Source organism: Mucilaginibacter sp. 22184 (assembly GCF_052045695.1).
GTDB lineage: Bacteria > Bacteroidota > Bacteroidia > Sphingobacteriales > Sphingobacteriaceae > Mucilaginibacter.
In genome coordinates this window covers 302,898-328,463 of sequence record NZ_JBQEPI010000004.1, presented here as the reverse complement: position 1 = coordinate 328,463, position 25,566 = coordinate 302,898, and the positions used below count along the sequence as shown (strand labels likewise).

General features: G+C 43.1%; 27 protein-coding genes and 1 tRNA gene. 15 read left to right on the top strand and 13 right to left on the bottom strand.

What is annotated here, in order from left to right; translation table 11 throughout:
• Positions 1-332: 332 nt before the first annotated feature.
• The 3 genes from ACTJKG_RS11295 to ACTJKG_RS11285 all read left to right on the top strand — a co-directional run bounded on the left by ACTJKG_RS11295 (position 333) and on the right by ACTJKG_RS11285 (position 2,928).
• The gene (locus tag ACTJKG_RS11295) at positions 333-1,166 is read left to right on the top strand and encodes an energy transducer TonB (RefSeq protein WP_440739257.1); all 834 of its coding nucleotides are present in this window, start codon (positions 333-335) and stop codon (positions 1,164-1,166) included.
• 255 nt (positions 1,167-1,421) lie between these two features.
• The gene (locus tag ACTJKG_RS11290) at positions 1,422-2,279 is read left to right on the top strand and encodes a helix-turn-helix transcriptional regulator (protein WP_172334741.1); all 858 of its coding nucleotides are present in this window, start codon (positions 1,422-1,424) and stop codon (positions 2,277-2,279) included.
• Positions 2,280-2,337: 58 nt separating this feature from the next.
• The gene (locus ACTJKG_RS11285) at positions 2,338-2,928 is read left to right on the top strand and encodes a cysteine hydrolase family protein (protein ID WP_172334740.1); all 591 of its coding nucleotides are present in this window, start codon (positions 2,338-2,340) and stop codon (positions 2,926-2,928) included.
• Positions 2,929-3,222: 294 nt separating this feature from the next.
• On the opposite strand, the gene ACTJKG_RS11280 is transcribed toward ACTJKG_RS11285, so the two are convergent.
• Together ACTJKG_RS11280 and ACTJKG_RS11275 are read right to left on the bottom strand one after the other, a co-directional pair.
• The gene (locus ACTJKG_RS11280; RefSeq protein ID WP_440739256.1) at positions 3,223-4,242 is read right to left on the bottom strand and encodes an LLM class flavin-dependent oxidoreductase; all 1,020 of its coding nucleotides are present in this window, start codon (positions 4,240-4,242) and stop codon (positions 3,223-3,225) included.
• 230 nt (positions 4,243-4,472) lie between these two features.
• Positions 4,473-4,937, bottom strand: coding sequence for an N-acetyltransferase (locus ACTJKG_RS11275; RefSeq protein ID WP_172334738.1), 465 nt, complete (start codon positions 4,935-4,937; stop codon positions 4,473-4,475).
• Positions 4,938-5,165: 228 nt separating this feature from the next.
• On the opposite strand from ACTJKG_RS11275, the gene ACTJKG_RS11270 reads away from it, so the two are divergent.
• Positions 5,166-6,593 (top strand): amidase, encoded by a 1,428-nt coding sequence (locus ACTJKG_RS11270; protein ID WP_440739255.1) that lies wholly within the window; start codon positions 5,166-5,168, stop codon positions 6,591-6,593.
• A gap of 51 nt (positions 6,594-6,644) precedes the next feature.
• Here ACTJKG_RS11270 and ACTJKG_RS11265 read toward each other — a convergent pair whose 3' ends face one another.
• The 6 genes from ACTJKG_RS11265 to ACTJKG_RS11240 form a co-directional block, all read right to left on the bottom strand.
• On the bottom strand, positions 6,645-7,226 hold the full coding sequence (locus ACTJKG_RS11265; RefSeq protein ID WP_172334736.1) for a Crp/Fnr family transcriptional regulator: 582 nt from the start codon (positions 7,224-7,226) through the stop codon (positions 6,645-6,647).
• Positions 7,227-7,526: 300 nt separating this feature from the next.
• A complete protein-coding gene (locus tag ACTJKG_RS11260; RefSeq protein ID WP_440739254.1) occupies positions 7,527-8,078 on the bottom strand; it encodes a hypothetical protein in 552 nt (183 codons plus the stop codon).
• 46 nt (positions 8,079-8,124) lie between these two features.
• Positions 8,125-8,553 (bottom strand): tautomerase family protein, encoded by a 429-nt coding sequence (locus tag ACTJKG_RS11255; protein ID WP_440739253.1) that lies wholly within the window; start codon positions 8,551-8,553, stop codon positions 8,125-8,127.
• A gap of 50 nt (positions 8,554-8,603) precedes the next feature.
• Positions 8,604-9,179 carry a Crp/Fnr family transcriptional regulator gene (locus tag ACTJKG_RS11250; protein WP_440739252.1) on the bottom strand — a complete coding sequence of 192 codons (576 nt, stop codon included), beginning with the start codon at positions 9,177-9,179 and terminating at the stop codon, positions 8,604-8,606.
• Between the two features lie 71 nt (positions 9,180-9,250).
• Positions 9,251-9,670, bottom strand: a complete 420-nt coding sequence (locus ACTJKG_RS11245; RefSeq protein ID WP_440739336.1) for a VOC family protein — start codon at positions 9,668-9,670, stop codon at positions 9,251-9,253.
• Positions 9,671-9,862: 192 nt separating this feature from the next.
• Positions 9,863-10,189 (bottom strand): winged helix-turn-helix transcriptional regulator, encoded by a 327-nt coding sequence (locus ACTJKG_RS11240; RefSeq protein ID WP_172334731.1) that lies wholly within the window; start codon positions 10,187-10,189, stop codon positions 9,863-9,865.
• Positions 10,190-10,309: 120 nt separating this feature from the next.
• Between ACTJKG_RS11240 and ACTJKG_RS11235 the strand changes: the two genes are divergently transcribed.
• The 3 genes from ACTJKG_RS11235 (at position 10,310) to gloA2 (ending at position 14,320) form a co-directional block, all read left to right on the top strand.
• The gene (locus ACTJKG_RS11235) at positions 10,310-11,179 is read left to right on the top strand and encodes an SDR family oxidoreductase (protein ID WP_440739251.1); all 870 of its coding nucleotides are present in this window, start codon (positions 10,310-10,312) and stop codon (positions 11,177-11,179) included.
• Between the two features lie 529 nt (positions 11,180-11,708).
• Positions 11,709-13,931, top strand: a complete 2,223-nt coding sequence (purL, locus tag ACTJKG_RS11230) for a phosphoribosylformylglycinamidine synthase subunit PurL (protein WP_172334730.1) — start codon at positions 11,709-11,711, stop codon at positions 13,929-13,931.
• A complete protein-coding gene (gene gloA2 / locus ACTJKG_RS11225) occupies positions 13,931-14,320 on the top strand; it encodes an SMU1112c/YaeR family gloxylase I-like metalloprotein (protein ID WP_440739250.1) in 390 nt (129 codons plus the stop codon). The genes purL and gloA2 overlap by 1 nt, the downstream gene beginning before the upstream one ends.
• A gap of 62 nt (positions 14,321-14,382) precedes the next feature.
• On the opposite strand, the gene ACTJKG_RS11220 is transcribed toward gloA2, so the two are convergent.
• Positions 14,383-14,910 carry a transposase gene (locus ACTJKG_RS11220; RefSeq protein ID WP_440739249.1) on the bottom strand — a complete coding sequence of 176 codons (528 nt, stop codon included), beginning with the start codon at positions 14,908-14,910 and terminating at the stop codon, positions 14,383-14,385.
• 129 nt (positions 14,911-15,039) lie between these two features.
• Here ACTJKG_RS11220 and ACTJKG_RS11215 point away from each other — a divergent pair, with 129 nt between their 5' ends.
• Together ACTJKG_RS11215 and ACTJKG_RS11210 are read left to right on the top strand one after the other, a co-directional pair.
• Complete coding sequence (locus ACTJKG_RS11215) at positions 15,040-15,792, top strand: tRNA1(Val) (adenine(37)-N6)-methyltransferase (protein ID WP_440739248.1); 753 nt, start codon at positions 15,040-15,042, stop codon at positions 15,790-15,792.
• A gap of 380 nt (positions 15,793-16,172) precedes the next feature.
• Positions 16,173-16,670, top strand: a complete 498-nt coding sequence (locus ACTJKG_RS11210) for a metallophosphoesterase family protein (RefSeq protein ID WP_172334726.1) — start codon at positions 16,173-16,175, stop codon at positions 16,668-16,670.
• Positions 16,671-16,778: 108 nt separating this feature from the next.
• Here ACTJKG_RS11210 and rnhA read toward each other — a convergent pair whose 3' ends face one another.
• Positions 16,779-17,237 (bottom strand): ribonuclease HI, encoded by a 459-nt coding sequence (rnhA, locus tag ACTJKG_RS11205; RefSeq protein WP_172334725.1) that lies wholly within the window; start codon positions 17,235-17,237, stop codon positions 16,779-16,781.
• Positions 17,238-17,342: 105 nt separating this feature from the next.
• Positions 17,343-19,439, bottom strand: coding sequence for a heavy metal translocating P-type ATPase (locus tag ACTJKG_RS11200; protein ID WP_440739247.1), 2,097 nt, complete (start codon positions 19,437-19,439; stop codon positions 17,343-17,345).
• A 116-nt stretch (positions 19,440-19,555) separates the two neighbouring features.
• On the opposite strand from ACTJKG_RS11200, the gene ACTJKG_RS11195 reads away from it, so the two are divergent.
• Positions 19,556-19,629: transfer RNA gene (locus ACTJKG_RS11195), tRNA-His, on the top strand.
• A gap of 66 nt (positions 19,630-19,695) precedes the next feature.
• On the opposite strand, the gene ACTJKG_RS11190 is transcribed toward ACTJKG_RS11195, so the two are convergent.
• Complete coding sequence (locus ACTJKG_RS11190) at positions 19,696-21,516, bottom strand: helix-turn-helix transcriptional regulator (protein ID WP_440739246.1); 1,821 nt, start codon at positions 21,514-21,516, stop codon at positions 19,696-19,698.
• A 269-nt stretch (positions 21,517-21,785) separates the two neighbouring features.
• Here ACTJKG_RS11190 and ACTJKG_RS11185 point away from each other — a divergent pair, with 269 nt between their 5' ends.
• From ACTJKG_RS11185 to ACTJKG_RS11165, 5 genes are read left to right on the top strand one after another with little or no spacing between them, the layout of a single operon-like run.
• Complete coding sequence (locus ACTJKG_RS11185; protein ID WP_172334722.1) at positions 21,786-22,109, top strand: DUF4870 domain-containing protein; 324 nt, start codon at positions 21,786-21,788, stop codon at positions 22,107-22,109.
• Positions 22,110-22,130: 21 nt separating this feature from the next.
• The gene (locus ACTJKG_RS11180) at positions 22,131-22,595 is read left to right on the top strand and encodes a hypothetical protein (protein WP_172334721.1); all 465 of its coding nucleotides are present in this window, start codon (positions 22,131-22,133) and stop codon (positions 22,593-22,595) included.
• Between the two features lie 41 nt (positions 22,596-22,636).
• Positions 22,637-23,617 carry a hypothetical protein gene (locus ACTJKG_RS11175; protein ID WP_440739245.1) on the top strand — a complete coding sequence of 327 codons (981 nt, stop codon included), beginning with the start codon at positions 22,637-22,639 and terminating at the stop codon, positions 23,615-23,617.
• 4 nt (positions 23,618-23,621) lie between these two features.
• Entirely contained in the window at positions 23,622-24,350 is a 729-nt protein-coding gene (locus tag ACTJKG_RS11170; RefSeq protein ID WP_440739244.1) for a hypothetical protein, read from the top strand.
• A 22-nt stretch (positions 24,351-24,372) separates the two neighbouring features.
• Positions 24,373-24,864, top strand: coding sequence for a hypothetical protein (locus ACTJKG_RS11165; RefSeq protein WP_172334718.1), 492 nt, complete (start codon positions 24,373-24,375; stop codon positions 24,862-24,864).
• A 244-nt stretch (positions 24,865-25,108) separates the two neighbouring features.
• On the opposite strand, the gene ACTJKG_RS11160 is transcribed toward ACTJKG_RS11165, so the two are convergent.
• Positions 25,109-25,534, bottom strand: a complete 426-nt coding sequence (locus ACTJKG_RS11160; protein WP_172334717.1) for an SRPBCC domain-containing protein — start codon at positions 25,532-25,534, stop codon at positions 25,109-25,111.
• Positions 25,535-25,566 lie beyond the last annotated feature (32 nt).

Below are 25,566 nucleotides of genomic sequence, written 5' to 3'. Positions count from 1 at the left end.
TTATTGTTTAAATGTGAAAATTTTTTAGACTAAATTAAACGTGTGTGATTGTTTTGCCTCTTGTTGGTAAAAAAAATCGCTATAAGTTTGTTTGTAAAGTAAAAAACAAAAGATTTCTCCTCGTTCCTCGTCGAAATGACAGCTTTTTATCATTAAATAAGAATGATTGTAATTGCTAAACCAATTCAGTAGAGAGGATTTTTTGCCTGGAATTTAACGTTTTGTACGGTTTGTGCCTTGTATCAAGGATGAAAATTATTTTAAAATAATTCTTGTTTTGTAAAATATTATATATGTATATTCGTTTAATAAGAAATTTAATTCTGAAAATTATGAATATTGCCAAATTTGATTTGTACAACGCCGAGTGGCTCGACCTTGTATTTGACCATCGTAACAAAGAGTACGGTGCTTATGATCTGAGAAAGAATTATGGCCGCACCATGGCGAAAGCCATAGGGCTTAGCTTTATTGCTGTGGCGCTTTTTATTGTGGCAAGTTTTGTATTCAGGGCTAGTCCCCAAAAGTTGGTTGATCTGGTGCCTGTGAAGTTGGAGGACTTTAAAATTCAGATTCCTGTGGAACCAAAACTTAAAAAAGTAGATCCACCAAAATCAACCGAGCAGCCTGCTGCTGCGGCACCGGTAAAAACTACGGCTATACCGACAAAGGTTGTTCCGGATGATCAGCCTACGGTTGATCCTCCTGCTATTGATAAAATAGAAGGCACCATCGGGCCTAAAAATGTTGAAGGTCCTGCAAAAGGCCCCGAGAATGTAATGGATCAAGGCAAAGGGCCGAGCAGTGGTGGGCCTGGAGAGGGTACAGCACCATCGTCAACAACAGTATATGATCCGGGTACCCTTGAAGTAATGCCCGAGCCGGTTGGCGGAGCGGCAGCCTGGGGGAAATTTTTACAAAAAAATCTTCGCTTTCCGGCGGTAGCACAAGAACAAGGGGTATCAGGCAGGGTAATCATGAGTTTTATAATTGAGAAAGATGGTTCATTGTCTAATATTAAAGTTGAGCGTGGCGCAGGGTATGGGTTTGATGAAGAAGCCCTGCGCGTGCTTAAACTGGCCAAAGCCTGGAAACCGGGTATCCAGAACGGTCAGCCGGTGCGGGTTCGGTACAATATCCCCATCAATTTTCAGCTAAGTGAGTAATATGGCAATAAGGCATTCAAAATAAAGTGGTTGTATAGCGTCTCCGGGGGGACAGAAATCGTTAGATGACCACCGTGGGCAAGCGAATATTTTTCGTTTGCCCTTTTTTGTTATCTCCAAAGTTATCTGATTAATTCTAATTCCCCTCTCAAAAGGGAATTAGTAGGCGACCTTTTATCATCCTTTTGTTACAATTACCCCAAAAGCTAAAAAGATAACCCAACAAGCCGTAGCTTAGTATAATTTATTGTAACGATGATACAAATTCCTAAGGATCTGGTTGGTTATCATGCGCATGTGAAGCTGCGCATGTGTGAAATGTATGGTTTTGTTATTGATAAAAAACGGCCCTTCGGCTGTGATGATACCTTGCAAACCATGCATTGCCTTGAGGTGGTTTTAACCGGATCTATTGATGTTTGGTATGGCGGCCACGTACAGCATTTAAAGGCCGGTGATATTCAGTTCAGGAGGCGAGGTAATTACCAGATATTCCCGTCGGATGATTATACCAGCATGCTCATTTTTATGGAAAATGAGTTTGTTGATTATTTTCTGGACAGCCACGTGCCCGAGTTCAGGCAGGAAAAATCTAGCGATGATGTGCTGCCCTTTATCTTTAAAACATCCGAGTTTATAACGGCCAACATTGCGCAGGCTATTCATCATATTTTGCATCCGCAGGAATATTCGCGCTGTATCGTGAAATTTATCACCCACCAGGTATTGCTTCAAATTTTATCGAACGACAGTTCCAAAACCTTTGTTTCGTTTTTAAAACATATGGTGAGCGAAAATAAGATCGATCTGGCTTATTTTATGGAACAAAACTTTAACCGGCAGCTCTCCCTGCAGGATATGGCTAAACTAACCGGCCGGAGTGTAAGCGCCTTTAAAAAGGAATTTACCGAACGTTTTAATACTACACCCGTAAAATGGCAGATCAACCGCCGGCTGGAATATGCGGCTTATCAGCTCAAAAACTCCAGCCATCCGGTATCGGCAATAGCTTATAGCAGCGGGTTCGAGAATATTTCGCATTTTTCAAAAGTGTATAAGCAAAAGTTTGGCGCTCCGCCCAGTTGCGCACGTAACCATCAGGTATTATCATAACAAACAAATAAAGCCTCACAGCAAAAAACGGGTGCCGCCAAAGCTGCAATTTTGAGGTATGAAAACATTAACAAATACCAACCCGGCGCTGATACTGATTGATATACAGCAGGGTTTTGATAATATTCCTTACTGGGGCGGCGAACGCAATAACCCCGGCGCCGAGGCAAACGTCCGTAAATTGCTTAATCATTGGCGCACAAACAACTTGCCCATTTTTCACATTCAGCATTGCTCAACCAACCCTAATTCCCCGCTGGCCGAAGGTAACCCGGGCAACGCACACAAAGAAATTGTAAAGCCACTGCCAGGCGAACCGGTGATCAAAAAATCGGTGAATAGCTCTTTCATCGGTACCGATTTGCAGCAGCAACTGGACGCCGCTGGTATTGATACCCTGGTTATTGTGGGCCTTACCACCGAACATTGCGTATCCACCACCACCCGGATGGCCGGTAATTTAGGCTACAACACCTTTGTAGTAGCCGATGCCACAGCCGCCTTTGCCAAAACAGGCATCAACGGTGAACATTACGATGCGGAAACCATCCATTTAACCGCCCTGGCACAAATAAACGAAGAATTTGCCACCGTATTGAATACCAATGAGGTGATCAACGCTTTAAAAAAAAGCGACGACTTTCTTTAGCAAGTTCATCCGTAAACTTTTAACACCCTATCTGCCGGTTGTGCAGGTGCTTTCGGTAATTAAGTGAGTTGGAAGGAGAAGTCAAAATTCAAAATTTAAAAGTCAAAAAAATCTGTCATTTCGAACGAACAAGTTTGGGTGGTGAGATGGCGTGAGGAGAAATTTTTTACACCTTGCAATGTTCGTCTGGTTAATCGTATAAGATTTCTCCTCGTACCTCGTTCGAAATGACAGCTTTTATTTAGTTTACAGTAGGTGTTTCAGCCGATGGTCGGTGTTATCACCGTACCATACTTATGCTGCGTTCACCAGCGGGATCACCTTTTTACCGATCAGCTCAATAGAGCTCATGAGCTGGGCATGTGTTAAACCTGCATTATCCATCTGGAAGGTAAAACGATCCACACCACCCAGGGCTTCGCTGTGGCGCAATAGTTTTTCGGCAACCTGTTCGGGGCCGCCTACTACTAATACGCCTTTGGGTGCTATCAGGGTGTCAAACTGCGCTTTGGTTACCGGTGGCCAGCCACGCTCGCGGCCCAACCGGGTCCACAGTTCGGCGTAGCCGGGGTAATAATCTGCAACGGCCTGTTCATTGGTCGCGGCCACATAACCCGGCGAATGCAGGCCGACGGTTAACTGATCGGGGGTAAAACCCGCTCTTTTGCCTGCCTCGCGATACAGGTCGATCAATGGCCTGAACCGGTGTGTTTCGCCGCCAATCACGGCTACCATCAGTGGCAATCCCAGGGTTCCGGCACGGGCGAATGACTCCGGCGTGCCGCCAACACCCAGCCAAATGGGTAGTTTTTCCTGCAATGTTCTTGGATACACGGGGCGGTTGTTTATAGGCGCGCGGAATTTGCCAGACCAGGTTACGAATTCGTTATCACGTACCTTTAATAATAGGTCCAGTTTTTCCCTAAACAGTGCGTCATAGTCGTCAAGATTAAAGCCAAACAAGGGGTAGGCTTCTACCGACGATCCCCGGCCGACAACCATTTCGGCCCGGCCTTTGGATATCAGGTCAAGCGTGGCAAAACTCTGGTATACCCGTACCGGATCGGCGGCGCTCAGTACCGTTACCGCGCTGGTGAGTTTAATATTTTTAGTCCGTGCCGCAGCCGCGGCCAGAATCACCGCTGTTGCCGAATCCAGGAACTCCTTTTTATGGTGTTCGCCGATACCGAAAACATCCAGACCAACCTCATCGGCAAAAGCGATGCGGTCAAGCAATTGTTCCATGGCATCCACACTGCTCAATTCCTTACTGCCGTACATCGCCGAAGCGAAGCTGTCAACTCCTATTTCCATTTGATTATTTTAAATAAATGTTTAAACATCTAATTCAAAGATCGGACCAAATCTTCTTCAAACCAAATATACATCGTTATAGGAATGTCATTTAGTAGAGGAGGAAGAAGATACAAGAAACAAGAGTCAAGAGGGAGGAATTGAATGTGATATTGTTTTGTTTTTTAAAAACAGGGGAATGTGCGATTCCTTCCCTGGGGAAGGGGAGGAAGGGGTTTCTGCAATATCTTTTAACCCCGCCAGCTGATTTTTACCGCTGATATTTTATTGGATTCTATTCGCTGATCTTCATGTACGGCAAAGCCATTCTTGATATAAAACATCAACGGTGATGCGTATGGCTTTCCATCGGCCTTTAACTCTCCTTCTTTATCTATCACCCAGCCGGCTAAATAATTTTCGTGTTTTTTTATTTCATTCAATATACTGGTTCCGTATTTTTTTCCTTGAACGTTGCTGTTCAAAATGATTGCGAACCACCGCTCATCTTCGCGCAAAAAAGTTGCCGACCAGCCCATCAGAATCCCGTCTTCATTAATTAACAGGAAGTATGTTTTATGCGCCAGATTGTCCAGGTAATTGCTGAAATCAGCTATATGATGGTGTTGTAATTTTCCTGGGTATTCGTCATTCCATAATTGATAAGCCGCGTGGAGCTGTGTATCGGTAAGGAAATTTTGTACGGATATTTCCATAGTTGGTTTTGAGGTTGCAATTAGCCTTTAGCTGATGTCGCACAGCACTATGCAGTAAACAAATATACATGGCGGCTCAATGATAACAACAATCCGTGGCTAAAACTGTGACAAATGTCAACGCCAAATTGTGTCATATAGCTTCGTTTTGGGTAGCGTTTGGTACCCACTTTTGTTCCGCACCTGATCAATAAAAATGCCCGGGTGCTGAACATAAAAAGAAAGTATATGAAAACCCAAAACAGTAAAATAGATCCTGTTTACTACCAGGAGGCCGGTACACTGGCCCAAATGATCCGCGATAAAGAAATAACTTCGGTTGAAGTTGTACAGGCCCATCTTGATCGCGTAGCCGAAATAAATCCCCGCATTAATGGCGTGGTTACCCTCATGGGCGAAGAGGCATTGCGATCTGCCGCCATTGCCGACAAGGCAGTAAGCAACGGCGATAAATTAGGCCCGCTGCATGGTGTACCTTTTTCTATTAAGGATGCCATAGATACAGCAGGTGTACCATCACAACGTGGCTCCAAAATATTCGCCGGGTTTATTCCCGATAGGGATGCAACCGTGGTTAGCCGTATGAAAAACGCGGGTGCTATCCCCTTAATGAAAACCAATATACCCGAGTTTTCTGCGCATTGGGAATCCGATAATCTGCTTACCGGCCGCTCCCTGAATCCCTGGAGTCCCGAGCGTACCCCCGGCGGATCAAGCGGTGGTGAATCGGCAGTGATCGCCGCCGGCCTTTCGCCTATTGGTTTGGGCAGCGATGTAGCCATATCTGTTCGTGGCCCTGCGGCATTCACGGGTATCGCCGCGTTAAAAGCAACACATGGCAGGGTGCCTTATACGGGGCATTTCCCGGCGGCCCTGAGCAGGTTTTGGCATATAGGCGCCATGGCCCGTACGGTTAAAGATGTGGCTCTGGGGTACTCTATTATTAATGGTGCTGATGGAATTGATGGCTACAGCATTTTCGCCAATGATGCCAAACCTGCCAGTTTCAGGATCCCCGGGCAAAAGATCCGCGTAGGGTGGGTATCGGATACCGCTTTTGGCCCGGTTGATCCGGAGATAACAGCCGCTATTAAAGCTACCGCCCTGTTGCTGAAAGAGGCCGGTTGTGAGGTAGAAGAAGTGCGTTTGCCTTTTATGGAAAACACCGATTGGCTCACCCCTTATTTCGGTTTGCTGTATGGCGAACTGGTGCCTTATATGGAGCAGTTTACCAAAGGCCGCGAATCGGAACTGCATTTTATTGGTAAAGCTACTATGGATGCTCCGCTGCTTAACGTTACCGACTATGTAAAAGCCGAAGCCGGCATAGAACAACTGAAAAGCCATTTTGCCAATTACTTTGTACAATATGATGTGTTGTTGCTGCCCGTAAACCCGATGACGGCTACCGGCCATGGTTTGCAGGAGTATGTGGTAGATGGTAAAACCGTATCTGCTTATCATGTAATGGCTGCCACCGCGCCTTTTAACGCTACGGGCTTACCCGCGCTTTCGGTACCGGTAACTTTAAGTTCCGAAAATTTGCCTGTCAACGTTCAGCTGGTTTCCCGGTGGTTTGATGAAGCCACGATCCTTCAATTGGGTGAACTGATCCAGATAGGCAGCGATGCTTACGGTAAACACCCGATAGCCTGATCAAAGCAATTGATATAATAAGAAAGCTCCCGGAATAGTCCGGGAGCTTTCTTATTTGCGCTTAGTAAAATCTTTCCGAATGCGGCTGAGTGTTTCGCGCGATATGCCGAGGTAGGAGGCTACCATGTGCAACGGGACTTTATTAAATACGCTGGGATAGGTTTTTTGAAATTCCAGGTATTTTTCTTCTGCCGAACTGCTGATCAAAGAGAATATCCGCTGCTGGCTTGTTTCGAATGCACGGGCCAGCAAGCGCTCGTTAAATAGCTTCACCGCGGGGATGGTATTCCTCAATTCCTCCCATGATTCCTTTGTCCATATAATAACCTTACTTGCAGCTAATGCTTCTATGTTGTAATCAGAAGGTGTTTCGTGATTATAGCTTTCCTGGTCGCTTATCCACCAGTTTTCAACACCAAATCGCGCGGTATGGTCTGTTCCGTCTTTTCCAAACCGGTAAAGCCTGAAACATCCGCTTGTGATAAAACAGGCAATGCGCCATACCTCGCCATCATGCAGTATCGACTGCCATTTTCGTATCGACCTTTCAGTGCTTGCTAAACGGATGCGTTCCATCTCTTCGTCAGTGATTTCAACCCAGCCGCGTAAATATTTTTCGAATACCTCAAACATGGTTAAGCAAATCTAATCAAATGAGGTGATTAAAGCAGGGCTGCATCATGAATGTTCGGAAGACTTTTAAAAGCAGAGAATGTGCGATTCCCCTCTTGAGAGGGGGGAGGGGTGTGTTCTTCAGCTTTACTAACACACCCCTGCTGTCACACAATCCCGCACGCCCCCTCTCAAGAGGGGATTTAAGCTCACCGCTACCGCAAGCGTCCCGCTTGTGGTATTTAGCAAGGTAATATTATCATCATGATGACCACAAGCGGGACGCTTGCGGTAGCGTACGTGAGCGACTCATCTAACGGCTTACTTTATCACATGATGTAAAGTTAATTTTTGCCGTTCTTTAAGCTGGGGCTGTTCAAAGTATTCCGTAAGTTCCAGGGAGTAGATAACACTGGTGATCTTCCATTTTCCATCTTTTTTCACCAACCCCAGGTATTTGCCGCCCCAATTGGTCATTTTATTATTCGCCCAAAAACTGTAATCCATAGTTACCGACGCCACGTTTCCATCCTCCGTAATTTGGATGTTATCAAACTTATCTTCGGATGATTTAAGGCGGAACAAGCTTCTTAAAAAGTCTTTATAACTACCCGAAAAATAATTGCTCCCGGCCGCTTTCACGCCCCTTTTTTCTATTTCTTTGGCTTGAGATTTGCCCTTAATGGCACCGCACCAGGTAACCGGCCCATCATTAAACAAACTATAAAAAGTAACGGAATCCCTGGCAATTACGCTTTGGGTGTATTTATTAATGATGTCGGTTATTTCCTTTTTATTATCTGACGGTTGCTGGGCGTAGGCCTGCCCAATACTTATCAGAAGTGCAATGAATAGTAATTTTATAGCTTTCATTTTGTTAAGATTTTATGGATGTTGGAAAACAGAAACTTATATGCTATTAAGCGATAGGCTCCGGCAAAATAGCTTGCTTTTGTTGATTGGTAACCAGCTTATATTCTATGGTTAACCCCTCATAGCCATAAGCATCTGCTTTCATTTCCTGTATAGCAGTATAGCTTACCGGGTGGATATCTCCTAAAATACGGGCTAACGAGCTGTGTACAGCGTTAATATAATTAGCCTTATCGGTTTTAAGGTTGGTAGAGTCTGAAATTTTAATGTCGAGATGAAAGCTCCTTGTATTTAATTCGGCCAGCGATACAGCATTAACAAACCAAAGATGATCTGGTACAAAGGATATGACTACTACCGTAACTTCGGGCTTTTTGTTGAGGATCTCCCTGGTGAGACGAGCGATCTCGTTTACAAGTTCTTGTGCCAAAATGCGGTCTTCCGGGCCGCTTACTTTTAAATTGATGATGGGCATACTTCAATATTTAGTGAATTACTGAAGTAAAGCTCCGGGTAAAAAAGCGCTTATTTATTGATGTATGTTAAGAGTTTGATGCGGCTCAGCGATTCGGCTTTTACACCCAGATAAGAGGCTATATGGTATTGCGAAACCCGCTGCTCTATCCCGGGATAAAGGGACGATAAAGCCTCGAGCCGTTCCGCTGCCGAATGTTTTAGGAAAGATGTTTCCCGCTTGCATTTCCTGATAAAGTAAGTATCGGAAACATATTTGCCCAGTTTCAGAAAGGCATTGTCCTGCGCGATGAGTTTATTCAGTTTATCATAACTGATATAATGGATGGTGCTGTCGGTTAAGGCCTCTATATTGCAATTGGTTGGCGCCTGGGTTAAAAAACTGGTATAGGCGCTTACAAAATCATGCTCGAAATAAAAATCATTATTAAACTCCTCGTCGTTATTCCGGATATAGGACCTAAACATCCCGGATGATACAAATCCGATAAAATTACAAACTGAGCCTTCACGAATTAGGTGTTCTTTTTTCTTTAGGTTTTTCACTTTCAGCTCCGCGTAAAACGCCTGGAAATGATCCATGTTTAGCCCTAAGTTTTTGGTAAATAAGGAGATTAATGCTTCCATTTGTTTGGGCTGATTGATGGCCTGGATCAAAGATAAATGTTTTCGGCCCGGTTCGGGCAGAAGGCCTGCGATTAGAGTTCTTCTGCCAAACCAATCAGCAATCCTTCGGCTCCGCGAACGTAGCAAAGTTTATAGGAATTCTCGTACTTAACCACTTCGCCAACAAGCTGGGCGCCATGCTTGATGAGCCTGGGTACCAGCTCGTCGATATCTTCAACAGTGAACATAGCGCGTAAATAACCGAGCGCGTTCACTGGGGCAGTCCGGTGATCTGCAATAGTAGGCGGGGTTATAAATTTCGAAATTTCGAGCCGACTATGGCCATCGGGAGTAATCATCATAGCAATCTCTACACGTTGATCGCCCAGTCCGGTAACGCGACCGGCCCATTCACCTTCAACGGTGGCCCGTCCTTCGAGCTTTAAGCCCACTTCCGTGAAAAAAGCGATAGCGTCATCGAGAGATTCCACAACAATGCCGATGTTGTCCATCCTCAGTAATTTACTTTTTGCCATAGTTTAATTATGAGATATAGTATTGATAAAGCGTTACCTTAATAACAACAACCACAGGCTAAATGTTTCTTTATGGGAATGTCTGAGCAGATGTAAACAAACTTTTTCGTCTCCTCAGGGCTCTCGCAGAGGCCCCCAGAGTCTTCTGAACGAACAAAAAATATGATATTACATCGTATCCAATAGTTTTTCCTGCCCCCACACGGCCATATCAGATAATATTGGCTTAAGGCTCTGGCCCAGCTCCGTTAGCGAATATTCTACACGGGGTGGAATTTCTTTGTATTGCTTCCGGTTAATTAATCCGTCACTTTCCAGTTCTTTCAGCTGTTCGGTTAATACTTTTCTCGAAATAGAAGGCATTCGCGCTGCTATTTCACCAAAGCGCCTGGTATGATCCAGCAATAAATAGATGATGATTGTTTTCCATCTCCCCCCAATTAAAGCGATGGTTGCCGTAAACGGGCAGGGGTTAATTTCTGCTTTATTATCCATTAGTCACGTAAAGGTTACCACTATTTTCATAGTTACCAAAAGGTAACAAGTTACTTTTTGAAATCATTATTAGTTACTTTGTGTAACAAACAAAAATAAGTATTAATTCTAAGTATACAAATGATGATTTTAGTAACAGGTGCAACAGGACATTTAGGAAACGCGACAATCGAATCGCTTTTAAATAAAGGTATTCCGGCTCATGAAATTGCCGCTTTGGTAAGAGATGAAAAGAAGGCAGCACATTTAAAAGATAAAGGAGTTCAGATAAAAATTGGTCAATATAATGATTACGACTCGCTTAAAAATGCCCTTCGGGGTGTAGACAAGCTATTGCTTATTTCTTCCAACGAAATGGTGGACAGGCTTGTTCAGCATAAAAACGTTATCAATGCCGCTAAAGAAAATGGCGTTAAGCATATCGTTTATACGGGTATAGATATTAAAAGCTTTGATGAAACTGCTATTCCGTACGTTAGCCATATTCATCGCGATACGGCCAACTACCTTCAGGAAGTGGGTATTCCTTATACGCTGTTAAACGATACACTTTATGCCGATGTGATTCCTTTGTTTTTAGGCGATAAGGTTTTGGAAAATGGCATTTTCTTCCCCGCCGGGGACGGTAAAACACCTTTTGTTGCCCGGACAGAGATGGCCGAAGCAGCAGCGGTTGTGTTGACAACCCCGGGACACGAAAATAAAGCATATGCCATGGCTGCCGATACAACCTATTCATTTGAAGATATCGCGCAAATGATCTCCGAGATTACGGGCAAAAACATCCAATATCATAAACCTGATGCAGAAACTTATGTAGATGAATTGGTAAAGGCTGGCGTTCCCCGGGAAAACGCTTCATTTTTGGCAGGGTTCGGAACGGCAATAGCCAAAGGAGAGTTTGATACCCGCCGAAGTGACCTGGAAAAATTGCTTGGAAGGAAAACATTAGGGCTAAAAGAGTTCCTGACGAGCACTTATGGAGTTTAAGTTGTTCTGATTATTGGCCTGGTGGTGCGGTGATATCACTGCACCATCAGGTTAAATAGATATATCCCTCCATTGCTGTTCCCCGAACATTTAAATGAACCAGCCCAGCTTTTTATCCCGTTTGAAAAACAGAATTACCCTTTTCAAAAAAAGCAACAAAAACCGACCATTTGGTATATCGCTATTTAAATGTCAGTTATTTAATACTTTTTAAAATTTTAAAAACCATCAAAAATTTGTTAAAAGCGTTAAAGTTGATGCTTTTAATCAAATTTTAAATCGTTTTTGATCGGTTTTTCATTCGTTTTTGAGTAAAAAAATGTTAAAATCGATGGTTTAAAAAGTTCTTACGATTTGAATTTTACAGGTTTCATTTTCAGGTGAAGAAAGTAAACTAACCATTCCGTCACCCAAACCTCGCAACCCGTAACCCGAACCCCACGCCGTCCAAAACCTTTCGCCTTTTACCTTTCAGCTTTCAGCCTTTTTTCCTACTTTTGCGCATCCTTTCAAATAAAACAATAGTACATTGGAGCACCAGGAATTAACCACCGTTGAAACCGCCAAAGATTTAGGCTTATTACCCGAAGAATTTGAACGTATAAAAGAAATATTGGGCCGCGTACCCAACTTTACCGAGCTTTCTATATTCTCGGTAATGTGGAGCGAGCACTGTTCCTATAAAAACTCTATTACCTGGCTAAAAACACTGCCTAAGGATAGTCCGCGGATGCTGGCTAAGGCTGGTGAAGAAAATGCCGGTCTTGTTGATTTAGGCGATGGCATCGGCTGCGCCTTCAAGATCGAATCGCATAACCACCCATCAGCATTGGAGCCTTACCAGGGCGCTGCTACAGGCGTGGGCGGTATCAACCGGGATATATTTACCATGGGCGCACGTCCTATCGCGCAGCTAAATTCCCTGCGTTTTGGCGATCTGAGCCTGGATAAAACCAAATGGCTGGTAAAAGGCGTGGTAAAAGGTATCAGTCATTATGGTAATGCTTTCGGTATCCCAACCGTAGGCGGCGAGCTGTTTTTTGACGATTGTTATAATGTAAATCCGCTGGTTAACGCCATGTCGGCAGGTATTGTAAAAGCGGGCGAAACCGTTTCGGCAACTTCCTACGGTGTGGGTAACCCCGTATATATAGTAGGTTCTGCAACCGGTAAAGATGGTATCCATGGCGCGGCTTTCGCATCTAAAGATATCACTGCCGATTCTGTAAATGATCTTCCTGCCGTACAGGTAGGCGACCCTTTCCAGGAAAAACTGTTGCTGGAAGCTACCTTAGAAGTAATTAAAACCGGCGCCGTTGTAGGTATGCAGGATATGGGCGCTGCCGGTATCATCTGCTCCAACTCCGAAATGAGCGCCAAAGGCGAGCATGGCATGCGTATCCACCTGGATAAAGTACCAACCCGCCAGGATCATATGAAGCCTTACGAAATTTTGCTGTCCGAATCACAGGAGCGTATGCTGATTGTGGTTCATAAAGGTCGCGAAAAGGATGTAGAGGCTGTTTTTGACAAATGGGATCTGAATTGCGCCGTAATAGGCGAGGTAACCGATACCAAACGCCTGGAATATTTTGTGAACGGCGAACTGGTTGCCGACGTACCTGCCGACGACCTTGTTTTAGGTGGCGGTGCACCGGTTTATCAGCGCGAATACCGTGAGCCTGCTTACTTTGCCGAGAACCAAAAATTCAACATCGATGATGTTAAGGAGCCTGAAAACCTGATTGAAGTGGCCGAGCACCTGGCTGCACATCCTAACCTGGCTTCAAAACGTTGGGTAACCGATCAGTACGATAGCATGGTAGGTGTACAAACCATGACCGCCAACCTGGCCTGCGATGCAGCCGTTGTGGCGGTTAAGGATACTGATAAAGCCATTGTGTTAACCACAGATTGCAACTCGCGCTACGTATATGCCGATCCTTATAAAGGTACCTCCATTGCCGTTGCCGAGGCTGCACGTAATATTGTCTGTGCCGGTGGCGAGCCTGTGGCTATTACCAACTGCTTAAACTTTGGTAACCCTTATAACCCAGAGGTTTACTGGCAGTTTGTAAGCGCCATAAAAGGTATGGGCGATGCCTGTCGTAAGTTCGAAACCCCGGTAACTGGTGGTAACGTAAGCTTTTACAACCAGTCGGCAGATGGTGGTTCGGTATTCCCGACACCAACCATTGGTATGCTGGGCGTAATGGACGATGTAGAGAACATCATGACCGCCGACTTTAAACAGCCCGGCGACCTGATTTACCTAATCGGCGAATCGGTTAATGATATCGCTTCATCACAGTACCTGGCTTCATGGCACAAAATACTAAAAGCACCTGCACCGCATTTTGATATCGACCAGGAATACGAGGTACAGCAGGCTGTTAAAGGGCTCATCCAACACCGTGTGATCGAATCGGCACATGATGTTGCCGATGGTGGCCTATACATCGCCCTGTTAGAGTCATCTATGCCAAACGGCTTAGGTTTTGATATCGAAACTGATGATGAGATCCGTAAAGATGCCTTCCTGTTTGGCGAAGCACAAGGCAGGGTAGTGGTAACCGTAGCTCCCGAAGAGCAAGAGCGCTTTATTGAATTTATGGCTACCAGCGATGTAGAATTCAGCTTGCTGGGTACCGTGAACAATGGCTCGCTTACTGTTGACGAAGTTCCGTTTGGTCATGTTACCGACCTGAAAATGGTTCACAGCAACGTGCTACACTCCATATTAGGCGAATAATGCTGAAACTGAACCGGGTACATCATATCGCTATTATTTGTTCCGACTATCAAAAGTCGAAGCATTTTTATAGCGAGATACTGGGTTTCAAGATATTATTAGAAGTATACCGCGAAGAGCGGCAATCCTATAAACTCGATCTGGAAGTGGGCGACCAATACCAGATCGAGCTTTTCTCCTTCCCCGAGCCACCTGCCCGGCCATCACGCCCCGAAGCCGCTGGGTTGCGTCACCTGGCTTTTGAGGTTGATGATATTGATGAAGCGATTGATAGTTTACAAGCTAATGGCATTACTACAGAGCCTATTCGCATAGACGAATTTACCGGTAAACGTTTCACCTTTTTTGCCGATCCGGATGGTTTACCGCTGGAGCTTTGTGAAAAATAATTATGCTTGTTGGTGTTGTCACCAACAAACATCAGTTATCACCAACAAATACCATTATGCTTTTATTCATTATGATGTTTCAGAAAGCCGAAATTATCCTCATTTGTCAAATAAAACCTTGCTGATGAATATTTATAGTCTTCCGGTAAAGTAGCTAATTGCCATTTTTTTTGGAGCGGGTTATTATGTATATAATCCAACTTTTGCATAAACACTCTCGGACCCCATAAATCAGTGCTCAATGAATTTCTTTCCCAAAATTGATATTTTCTATCTTTAGCGTTTACTAAAAATAGGGGTAGCCTATCATCGTCAGTATCCAATAATTTAAATTTGAATTGTTGTGCGGTGAATTTTAAAAAATGCAATTGAATAACATCCTGTTTATAACCATCCTGAATCTGCCATATTAAATGAATATGATTCGGCATGATCACAAAACCATAAACAACAATGCTTTTTTCATTGGTTAAAAATAAAAGACTTTTGATGATGATATCTTTAAAAGCGTTGTCCTGTAATAAGGGTTTCCATTCCAGTATAGTTGCGGTGAAAAATTGAGGGTGATAGTCAAAATTGATTTCGGCCATTTAAATCGGTTATAACTTTCAAGATAAGAGTTGTTGGTGACAACACCAACAACGGGCGGCAAAAACAACGGCAGCGAGGACAACTTCGCACTTTGTTGGTGTTGTCACCAACAAATATAAACCCGCTAAATGTCAACGTTGATACGCATCTTAACATTTAGTAATAAATTCGCATCAATGTTTCGCTTTAAACAATTCAGTGTCGACCAAACCGGTTGCGCTATGAAGATCAATACCGATGGTGTTTTACTGGGTGCATTGGCTGATGCAGATAAACCTCTATCCATATTAGATATAGGCACAGGCACCGGCGTAATTGCGCTGATGTTGGCCCAGCGTTTTGTAGACGCCTATATCGATGCTGTTGAAATTGATGAAAGTGCGGCTGTAACTGCCAGGAGTAATTTTAAAGACTCGCCTTTTATTGATCGTTTGGAATTGTTTCCGACTGGCTTTGCCGATTTTTTTTCCGATCATCCCAGTAAAAAATATGATCTGATTGTATCCAATCCGCCTTTCTATATCAACTCCCTTCAATCGCCGGGGGTAAAGAAGAATTTGGCCAAACATGCAGGTGATGGTTTTTTTGAAGGCTTGATATCTGGTGTGGCTGAACATTTAACAGAAAATGGGACTTGCTGGTTGGTGCTGCCAATTGATACTGCTGAGCTGGTTAAAGCTTTGGCCACGCAACATCAGCTTCATTTACAAAAAGTAATCAGTATACATTCGTTTAAAAGTGATGAACTTCATCGGGAAATATTGGCTTTTGGTTTTGGTAAGGGAGAATCAAAAGCGGAGAAATTAGTGATTTACGATTCGCCTAAAGTTTACAGCAGGCAATACCAAAAAGTATTGGAGAACTTTTTGACGATATTTTAATCACCATTTTAGTTCTTATTTGTCATCCTGAGGGACGAAGGATCTATTCGTGAGCTTTGCCTGTCGACTAATAGATGCTTCACTACGTTCAGCATGACAAATTTTATCCTGGTATATTTTCGTGCACCTTGTGTTGCTGATGTTGGAAATGATTGACTTATGATATTCGACCAAAAACAGACCCAAAAGTGGGTTAACACAAAATAGACCTTTATTGTAGTTAATTATTTGATTATCAATAAATTAAATCAATTTAAACCCTAAAAAGTGTAAACCATGTAAACCCACTTTTTAGCCTTTATCCAGTTTTTTTGCGCACAACGACAGATTTATGAACTCTTGATTCTTGACTCTTACCGCTTGTATCTATATTTGCTCCCATGACCCGCATAGGCCTGATATCCGATACCCACAGTTACCTCGACGAGGCCGTTTTTAAGCATTTTGAAAATTGCGATGAAATATGGCATGCCGGCGATTTCGGCACCCTGGAGCTGGCCGATAAACTGGCCGCTTTTAAACCGCTAAAAGGGGTATATGGCAATATCGACCAAAAGGATGTAAGATTGATATACCCGGAAAATCTGCGTTTTAATTGTGAGGGTGTTGATGTATGGATGACCCACATTGGCGGTTATCCGGGTAAATATAGTCCGGCGGTGAAAAAGGAGATCTACTTAAACCCGCCTAAGTTGTTTATCTCAGGCCATTCGCATATATTGAAAGTGATGCCCGATAAAACTATTGGCTGCCTGCATCTTAACCCAGGCGCGGCCGGGCAGCAAGGCTGGCATAAAGTACGTACGCTGATGCGTTTTAATATCGATGGCGATAAAATTCAGGATTTACAGGTAATAGAGCTGGCGGGAAGGTGGTAGGTAGGTTGGTTGGGTATCAAGTAGCTAGTATCAAGTATCAAGATGCTATGCCTCTTCAATATAAAAAGAAAAAAGTCGTGATACTTGATACTAGCTACTTGATACTAATTATTTCCCATTCTCCACTTCAAAAACCGAATCTATAAGCAGTGGTTTCTGTTTCCCGGCGGCTACAGCCAGTTCATCACAGCGTTCGTTTTCGGGGTGACCGTTATGACCGCGTACCCAGGTAAATTTGATCTGGTGGTGCTTGCTGATATCGAGATAACGGAGCCAGAGGTCTTTATTTTTTTTGCCCGCGAAACCTTTTTGCACCCAGCCATTTACCCAGCGTTTTTCAATGGAATCGATCACATATTTGGAGTCGGAGAAGATCATCACCTGCTGATTAGGGGTTTTCAGCGCTTCCAGTCCCTTGATTACAGCCAGTAGTTCCATACGGTTGTTGGTGGTTTTGCGAAAGCCTTCAGAAAGCTCTTTATAATGCTTCCCCGAACGCAAAATTACCCCATAACCACCCGGACCCGGATTCCCGCTTGATGCACCGTCTGTAAATATTTCTATCATAATTGTTAGTCCATGGACGATAGACCATAGTCCACAGCTGCAAAAGTAAGAAACTTTGACTTATGCGTAAATAAAACAGAAAATGAAAGGGCCATGGACTATGGTCTATCGACCATCGACCTTTTTAATTTTCAACCTCAGCGAATTACCAATCACCACCACATCTGAAAAAGCCATGGTAAATGCGCCTACCATCGGGTTTAAAAAGCCCAGGGCTGCCAGAGGAATGGCTACAATGTTATATGCAAATGCCCAAAACAGATTTTGTTTAATGGTGAGCAGGGTATGCTTGCTGATCTGTAAAAATTTAATCACCGAATTCAGATCGGTATTAAGCAGCACAACACTGGCTGATTGTATAGCCACCTGGCTGGCATCGTTCATGGATACGCCCACATCGGCTTTGGTTAATGCAGGGGCATCATTTATTCCATCGCCTATCATGATGGTTTTACCTTTTTGCTTATACATCTCGATCACTTTCAACTTTTCGTCGGGCAGTTTTTCGGCATGCACCTCCTTAATGCCTATAACAGAGGCCACTTTGAGGCAACGGTCTTTTTTGTCGCCGCTCAATAGTATGGGTTTGATGCCCATTTTTTTGAGTTGGGCTATAAGGGAGGCCGTTTCTGGTTTTATTTCATCATCAAGCGCTATCTGGGCCAGTAACTGCTGGTTTTTATAAAGGGAGAGATTAAAATGATCGTCCTTATTCAGTTTGGCAGTACCGAGGAAGTAATTGCTGCCTTGTACGTCTTCGGCACGCATACCGAGGCCTTTTTCCTCTTTGGCTACTTTGAGGATTACTTTTTGCCGGGGGAGATTTTTTAATCCGCTCACCAGTGATTTGGCTATTGGATGGTTTGATCGCTCTTCAATGGCGATAATGATGCCTCGGATCAATTCGATATCGACGCCAGCTTCGGCTTTGATCTCATTGATGCTGAACTTGCCGGTGGTTAAGGTGCCTGTTTTATCAAATACCACATATTTGGTATGGGCTACGGCTTCAATCGTGTCACCACCCTTGATGAGGATGCCACTCTTAGCCGCACGACCAAGACCTACCATTACCGCAGTAGGGGTAGCCAGTCCCATAGCGCAAGGGCATGATATCACCAATACGGCTATCGCGTTCAGCAACGAATGCTGCAGACCGGCATGAACGATGTAAAAAGTAAGTACAAAGGTAAGCAGGGAGATACCCAGCACTGCTGGTACAAATATAGAAGCAACCTTATCACCCAGTTTTTGAATAGGCGGCTTGGCTGCCTGGGCTTTTTTCATCAGCTCGATGATCTGCGACAGGATAGTATTGGAGCCAACTTTGGTGGCCAGCATATGTATATTGCCGTTAACTAGTATAGTACCGCCTATTACCCTGTCATATTTTTTCTTTTCAACGGGTAAACTTTCGCCGGTAAGCATGGCCTCATCTACAGACGCGCTGCCAGACAGAATTTCGCCGTCAACAGGTATTTTATCTCCCTGATTTACTAATAAGGTATCACCTGGGCGTACTTCTTTGGCGCTGATCACTTCCACACCGCCGTTAACAACACGGTTAGCATTTACCTGCTGAAATTTGATCAGATCTTTTACTGCCGACGTGGTTTGGGTCACGGATCGTTTTTCAAACACATTGCCTAATAGTACCAGGGTAATAATAGTAGCACACGTTTCGTAAAATTGATACTGTGGACCTAAATGCTGCAGTGTACCCGTAAGGCTATATACAAATGCCGATGTTGAACCGATAAATATGAGCACATCCATATTGGGTACGCCACCTTTTACAGAACTCCATGCACTTTTACCAAAATGCAGGCAGCCTACTATAAATACCGGCAGGCATAATAATAGTTGTACAATAGGTTGATGTAATACATGCCAGGGCAACCACATGCCGAGTAAAAGAGGTACGGTAAACAGGGCGCAGAAGACAAATTTATTCTCTACTTTATCGTAAAATGAAGGCTGATGTTGCGAAATATCGTCAATCACTCTAAAACCTAAGCTTTCTATTCCTTTTTTTATTTCGGGTAGTTGGGTGCTGTCGCTGGTTGAAAATTTTACCTCTTCGCTGGCAAAGTCGACCAGTATATTATGTAAGCCCCTTTTTTCAAGTAGTTTATGTACAGATAAGGCACAATTATTACAATGCATCCCTGTCACGTTCAATTCAATTAATTGCTCAGCCATAAATACAAATCTAATAATTAATTAAAATCGTTCTAAATTAAACAGGTAAGCCGAATGTAATTTTAAAAAGAGTTTGCAAATAGCCGTAAGATTTCTATTTTTGCACTCTCCAAACGGTAGATGTAGCTCAGTTGGTTAGAGCATCGGTTTGTGGTACCGAGGGTCGTGGGTTCGAGCCCCATCATTTACCCGAAAGCCTCTCATGAAAATGAGAGGCTTTTTTTGTGCGCAATCATGACCTCGGCCAGCTATAGCCCTAATTCCCTAATTTCTGTAAAAAGAGGTTCAAATCTTCTTCTTTTTCCAATCCTAATTTTTGTTTTATCCGGTAGCGGCTCATTCGTACACTTTTGGCTTCGATATGCATCAGTTGCGAAATTTGCCTGGTATCCATTTTAAGATACAGGTAGGCGCAAAGTTTTAAATCGAGCAGGGTTAGTTTCTTTTTTGCCTTATCATTAAGCAGATTGAAAAATTCTGGATGCACATGTTGTATTTGTAATGTGGCATGTTCAAAGTCGTTATCCAGCAGCATTTCTTCTTTTAGTATCCGCTGCATATTTACAGGGTCACCCTCGGTTAGCTTATCTTTTATATCGTGCAGCATCCGGTTCTTGTGTTCCAGTTGAAGCGTGTTGGCCATCATTTCTAATTTTAGTTGTTGCTGCTGTGTTTCCAGTAATTGCTGCTCGGCTCTGAGCCTGGCCTGTTCTTCTTTTTCCAGTTTTACCTGTAGCTCAGATTCCTGATTTTCCAATTGTAATTGTTTTTCGCGCTGCATAGAATAACGCAACTTGAAGTGATATGACCTAAACATGAATAACAAACCCAAAACAGAAGCGATGGCTATACAGCCGTAAAGGTAATTTTGCAATCTGCGGCTTTTCTCTTTTTCCTTTAAGGCCTGCATTTCACTGTTCTTTTTTTCGGTCTCGTATTGTATTTCCAGTTTTTGAGTATTGAGAGCTTGTTCCTGGTTAAAGTTTTTGATGTTGTACTCCGTTATTTTCTTTTGAAAATCCAGCGCTTTTCCAAGTTCTCCTCTTTTTTCATAAAACTCCGATAAGCCCGTAACCACATTGATCATCGTGTAATAATAAGGTTGCTTATCGGTTTGCATGACGCGGTAAGCTTCCAGTAAATATTTTTCCTCCTGAGGGGTATTTCCGTCGCGCCGGGCATATTCGCTTAGTATCCCCAAGCCGCTGGCCATAATTTCCTGACCGTTATTTGAGTTTTTTAATACTGAAAGGGCAATATTAGCATGCTCGATAGCCTGGTTCCGGGCATTTTTATCAGTTTGCGGGAAGTATTTATAGTAAGCGTTGGCGATATTAATGCAAGTAATACCATAGGTATTAGCAGATACCCTTCCTGAATGTTGCCGGTAGAGTATTTCTGACCGATTCAGGTAAAAGAAAAAGCTGTCAAGTTGGGCCTTGTTTTTTGATTTATTGTAATTGTATTCATGAGCTACTGACAGCGCGGTATAAGCATTACTTAATAAGTCATAATTTTTGGCCTGCAAGGCGTTTTCAACGGCTTTTCGGGCATAAAAATTTACTTTAGCTTCATTGTTCCAGTCGGAGTTTACGGCGTAAAGCCGGTAATAAAAACCAGCGGCTAAACCGGGGTCAGCTTTTTTTTCGAGCTCTTTTAATCCCAACTGGCAGTATTTTACTACATTATCCGAATTACCGAGCATTCTATATAACCATACTTTTGCGTAATAGCTATAGGCCATAGCTATGGGGTCATTAGCCTGTTGTGCCATGATTACGGCCGTATCACAGGTTTGTTTTAAAGTGGCCAACTGCTGTGTGTTGGCTTTAATAGTAGCCAATAGAGTATAGCCCTTAGTGGCTACCGTAAAGTTTTTATACTTTAAAGCCAGGACAATGCATTGTTTAGCATTGGATACGGCAATCTCATAATTTTTACTGACCCGGTTTGCCTGGCCCAGTTGGTAAAGTAAAGCAGGTTTTTCTTTTTCATTTAATGCGGGGTTATCAATAACAGAGCGTAAGCTATCTATTATTACATTCTGGGCCCGGGCAACAAATGATAGCATTATCATACAGGCCCCAATAAAGAGCTTATTCCATGGAGATGTCATGAAGCCAAATTACTACAATTAACTGAAAATTAATACGGAAACGCCAGGATTGGTGCTTGGGGTGTATTTGTAATATTCATACAATCAATTATTTATAAAACCTGTAGATATATTGTAGACGCTCTGCTGTAAATGGGTAGACGCTTTGTAGAATGCAAAAATTAGCATTGCATGGTAGTTGTCTGCAATTTTGTTGCGGCAATATCGCCAGGCAAAAAAACTAAATTATCATGAACAACAAAACATTATCCATCGTATCGTACATAACTCTTATTGGGTGGCTGGTCGCGTATTTTTCGGGAAAAGATAAAGCAGATGCGTTGCTCAAATATCATTTAAGACAATCATTGGGTTTAGCCATTGTGAGCATCATTCTTAATATCGTTTTACGATTTATTGTATCGTTGGTGCCTGCACTGGCCTTTTTGGGATTGATAGGCTTAGTGATCATTGTATTCTGGATATTGGGTATGATCAATGCAGCCAATAACGCCCAAAAGCCCATTCCTGTATTTGGTAAAGCATTTGAAAATAGTTTCCCTTTTATAGGTTGATCATTTTTAAAATATAGCCTTATGCAATCACTTAAATATTTTGAACAGGATGGGAATACCTACCAGGTGAAAATACAAAAGGGTATGTTCTATTTTCTTTCCTTACTCTCATTCGGGGGTATGGTTGCTACTTTGATTTATGGAAACAGCAAAGGTGCCTATTTTTTTGCAGCGTGCCTGGGTATCCTGGGTACGATAGGAATCCTGCGTACCACCGCCAAAATAAGCTTTAACACAGCAGCCAGGAGCATGACCTTTAAAACATTTTTCTTTACTCCTGAAAAGGAATACAGCTTTGATGATTTTGATCATTTCCTGATCTCCAAAATGACCAACATCGGCATCACGCTTAATGTGTCAGCTACCATGATTTTTTATAAGAATGGTAAAGAAAAAAGGATACTGGTGCGGCAAGGCTTTTTTGTTACCAAACCCCTGCAAAACTTTACGGACGAGTTGAGTGATATTATGGGCTTGCCCAAATAAAATTAAGTAGGTAACTGGCTTTTAACTAAAACCAATCGACAATGAAACGCGGTGTTGCTATATTCTGGATGCTTTACATGTTGTTTTTCGCTATCCCTTTTCCGATGCTGTTATATTATAACATCAAAAGCGAAAACCCACTTGATATCGAAGGATCAGATCCCTGGCTTTCGTTAGGACTGACGGCTTTGTCAATGGTGCTTTGGATCATCTTGCTGGCAGGGTATTATCGTAAATGGGTTTTGAAGGCGTTTTCGGCCAAACGGAATATGGATCGCCTTAAGAAAAATGGAGTGCGGCGCGAGGCCAAAATACTGGAATCAGTCAACCTAACGAAACCCGACGCAGGGTATAATACCTACGAGCTTAGTCTGAGCTTTAAAAATCTGGCTAATACCGAGATTGTACAAAAGGCTGGCATAAATGATATGAAGCCCTATGAGCGCCGCTTTGAAGTAGGTAAACGGGTTGGTTTGTTAATTGATAAGGAGATGAAACATATCCCGTACTTTATTTTTGAAAATAGCGAAGGCAGTATCCGTAGAGGAATAATAGCGTTGATAAACCTGGGCTGGCTGCTGCTTTTAACGGTAGTGGTTGGATATTACATATACTCCTATCAGTCAGAAAGCGAGGGGATGGGCTGGCGCTTTATGAGCTTTGGACATCCGCTGCTGATTTGCCCGGCGGTACTACTGTTTTATCGTGTACTTCTCGGCTTTATTAGCAGTAAACTAAACAGTGGACTGGATAATGCTCCTTTAATTAAATTTAAGGGGGTCAGAACAACGGCTAAACAAATCGCGGCAAACCTTACCAGTACCTACATTAACGAGCAGCCGATGGTGAACTTCGAACTGGAATTTGTGGATCACCAGAATCATACACATAGGGCCAGCATCAAAAAAATTGTGAGTTTGCTCGATCTGGATAGCACAAAACAGAAAACGGCAGACATCTTTTATCTGCAGGATGACCCACAAAAAATAGCTTTTGCCACCGATTTAGACGAGATAGATTAAACCGATGAAAACGTTAAGCTCCTTTATAATCATTACAGTAGTTTGCAGTTTAACTTCTGTGGGCTGCAAACAGATCACCAGGAGTGTCGACGAGACTTTTATACCTAAACCAAACCCACAACAGAGGGTAAGTAAACCTGCTTTGGTGCAGCAGGCGATTGACAGTACCACCAGCAGAGCAATAATGCAGATGCAAGATCAGTTAACAACAGCCTTATCAAAGGTTAATGCTACCTCGCATCGTAGTAGGCCTGTAAAGAGTAAGGATTTTTTAACAAACACCACGGCGCTGAAAAAAGCGGAGGCATCTTTAAGAAACCTGCCGCAGTACCGGGGTAAAGAGATCTTTATTTACCGGTCGGTACATTTTTATGATGACGGCAGCATTAGTATAATGCTCCGTCATCCTGAAAATCCGGATGATGTGGATAGTTATGAATACCGGAATGGTGCCTGGTCAAAACCTAAACCAGAACAGGTATCGGTAAATGCTGATATAGACAGCCGGTCGGTTTCCCTGGATGAGGTCGACTTTACTACGATAGCCAACATTACCCGCTTATATAATGAAAAGGCTGCGGAAATTGAAGGTGCCAGGCCAACAACCAGCGCTTATATGGTGGTTTGGGATAAAGTGATGCGCTGGTATCCTGGCACCATCAATGGCAGCCGCCAACGTTACTCCATAGAATTTAACAACGACGGTACACTAAAAAGCTTCAGGCAGGATTGATATCGCCAACTAAAAAATAAAGATGGATCGCTATAATTTGAAAATAATGGGAGGGAAGCTGAGTTTTCAGCCGATGCGCAACTACTGGATCAATATTGTTATTTCGGCCTCGATAGCCGTAGCCGTATTTATCATAGTACCTGTGCTAAACCTTGGGCATGATAGTACCTGGGGATGGCTTACCGTAGGCATGGTGCCAGCACTTTATGCCATTTATGACTTTTTGTTCAGGGTAAATGTTACTTATGAGTTTGATCAGTACGCCCAAACCATTTACCGCAAATTTCCGGGATTATACACCCGTAAATTAATGAATTTTGAAGATGTGCACCTGCTGCCCGTGGAGTTGAATGGTTTGCTGCATTACGCCATTTCGAACAAGAAAAATAAATTCGGCAAAAGCTATCCCATCAGCCATGAGTTTGGCAGCACTAAAAAAGACCTGAAAAGGCAAGAGGAATTTGAAACAGAAGTTTTGGCAGCCATAGAATCCTTTTTACAGGGCAGGGCCTGATAAACCATATGCTCATTAAAGCCTAAAAAGTGGGTTTACATGGTTTACACTTTTTATGGTTTGCATTTATGTATTTAATTAATAATCAGGTAGTTAATTTTATTTTTATGCTATTTTATGGGTTTTAGTGTAAACCCACTTTTGGGCTCCTGAGGTTGCTTCTTGCCCCAACTTTATCAATGTGCCCAAAGAATAAATTGTCATAGGTTTAGTTCTGAGGGGCTTTGGGGTTTTCGTTTTTTAATTAAATATCAGATTCCGCATATCTTTTAAAGCCATCTAATACGGCCTGGCAAAAATCTTTTTGCATATCGAGTGGGTGGTTCTTTTCGGGTTCAAAGGCTTCGGTTATTTTCACCATATGGCCTGTTGTAAAAGTTATGGTTGATCTGCGGTCGTCGTCAAGGGTGTAGGAGATCAGTTCATGAATTTTGACCTCATCATAGGTGCCTTTAAAATCGAAACGGGAGCTGCCATCTTTTAATTCCATGGCAAAAAGGAATCTGCCGCCCGCCTGCAGATCATTTTCTACTTTAGAATTACGCCACTCCTCAGATGGGTTATTCCATTGCATAATGTGCTCCGGTTCAGTCCACCTGGCCCAAACTGTTTCAATCGGGGCGTTTATTTCTACCTCCGCGGTAAGGATCGTTTTATTGTTACTGTTCATATTCATGAATTTATGATACAAAAATAGCGTAC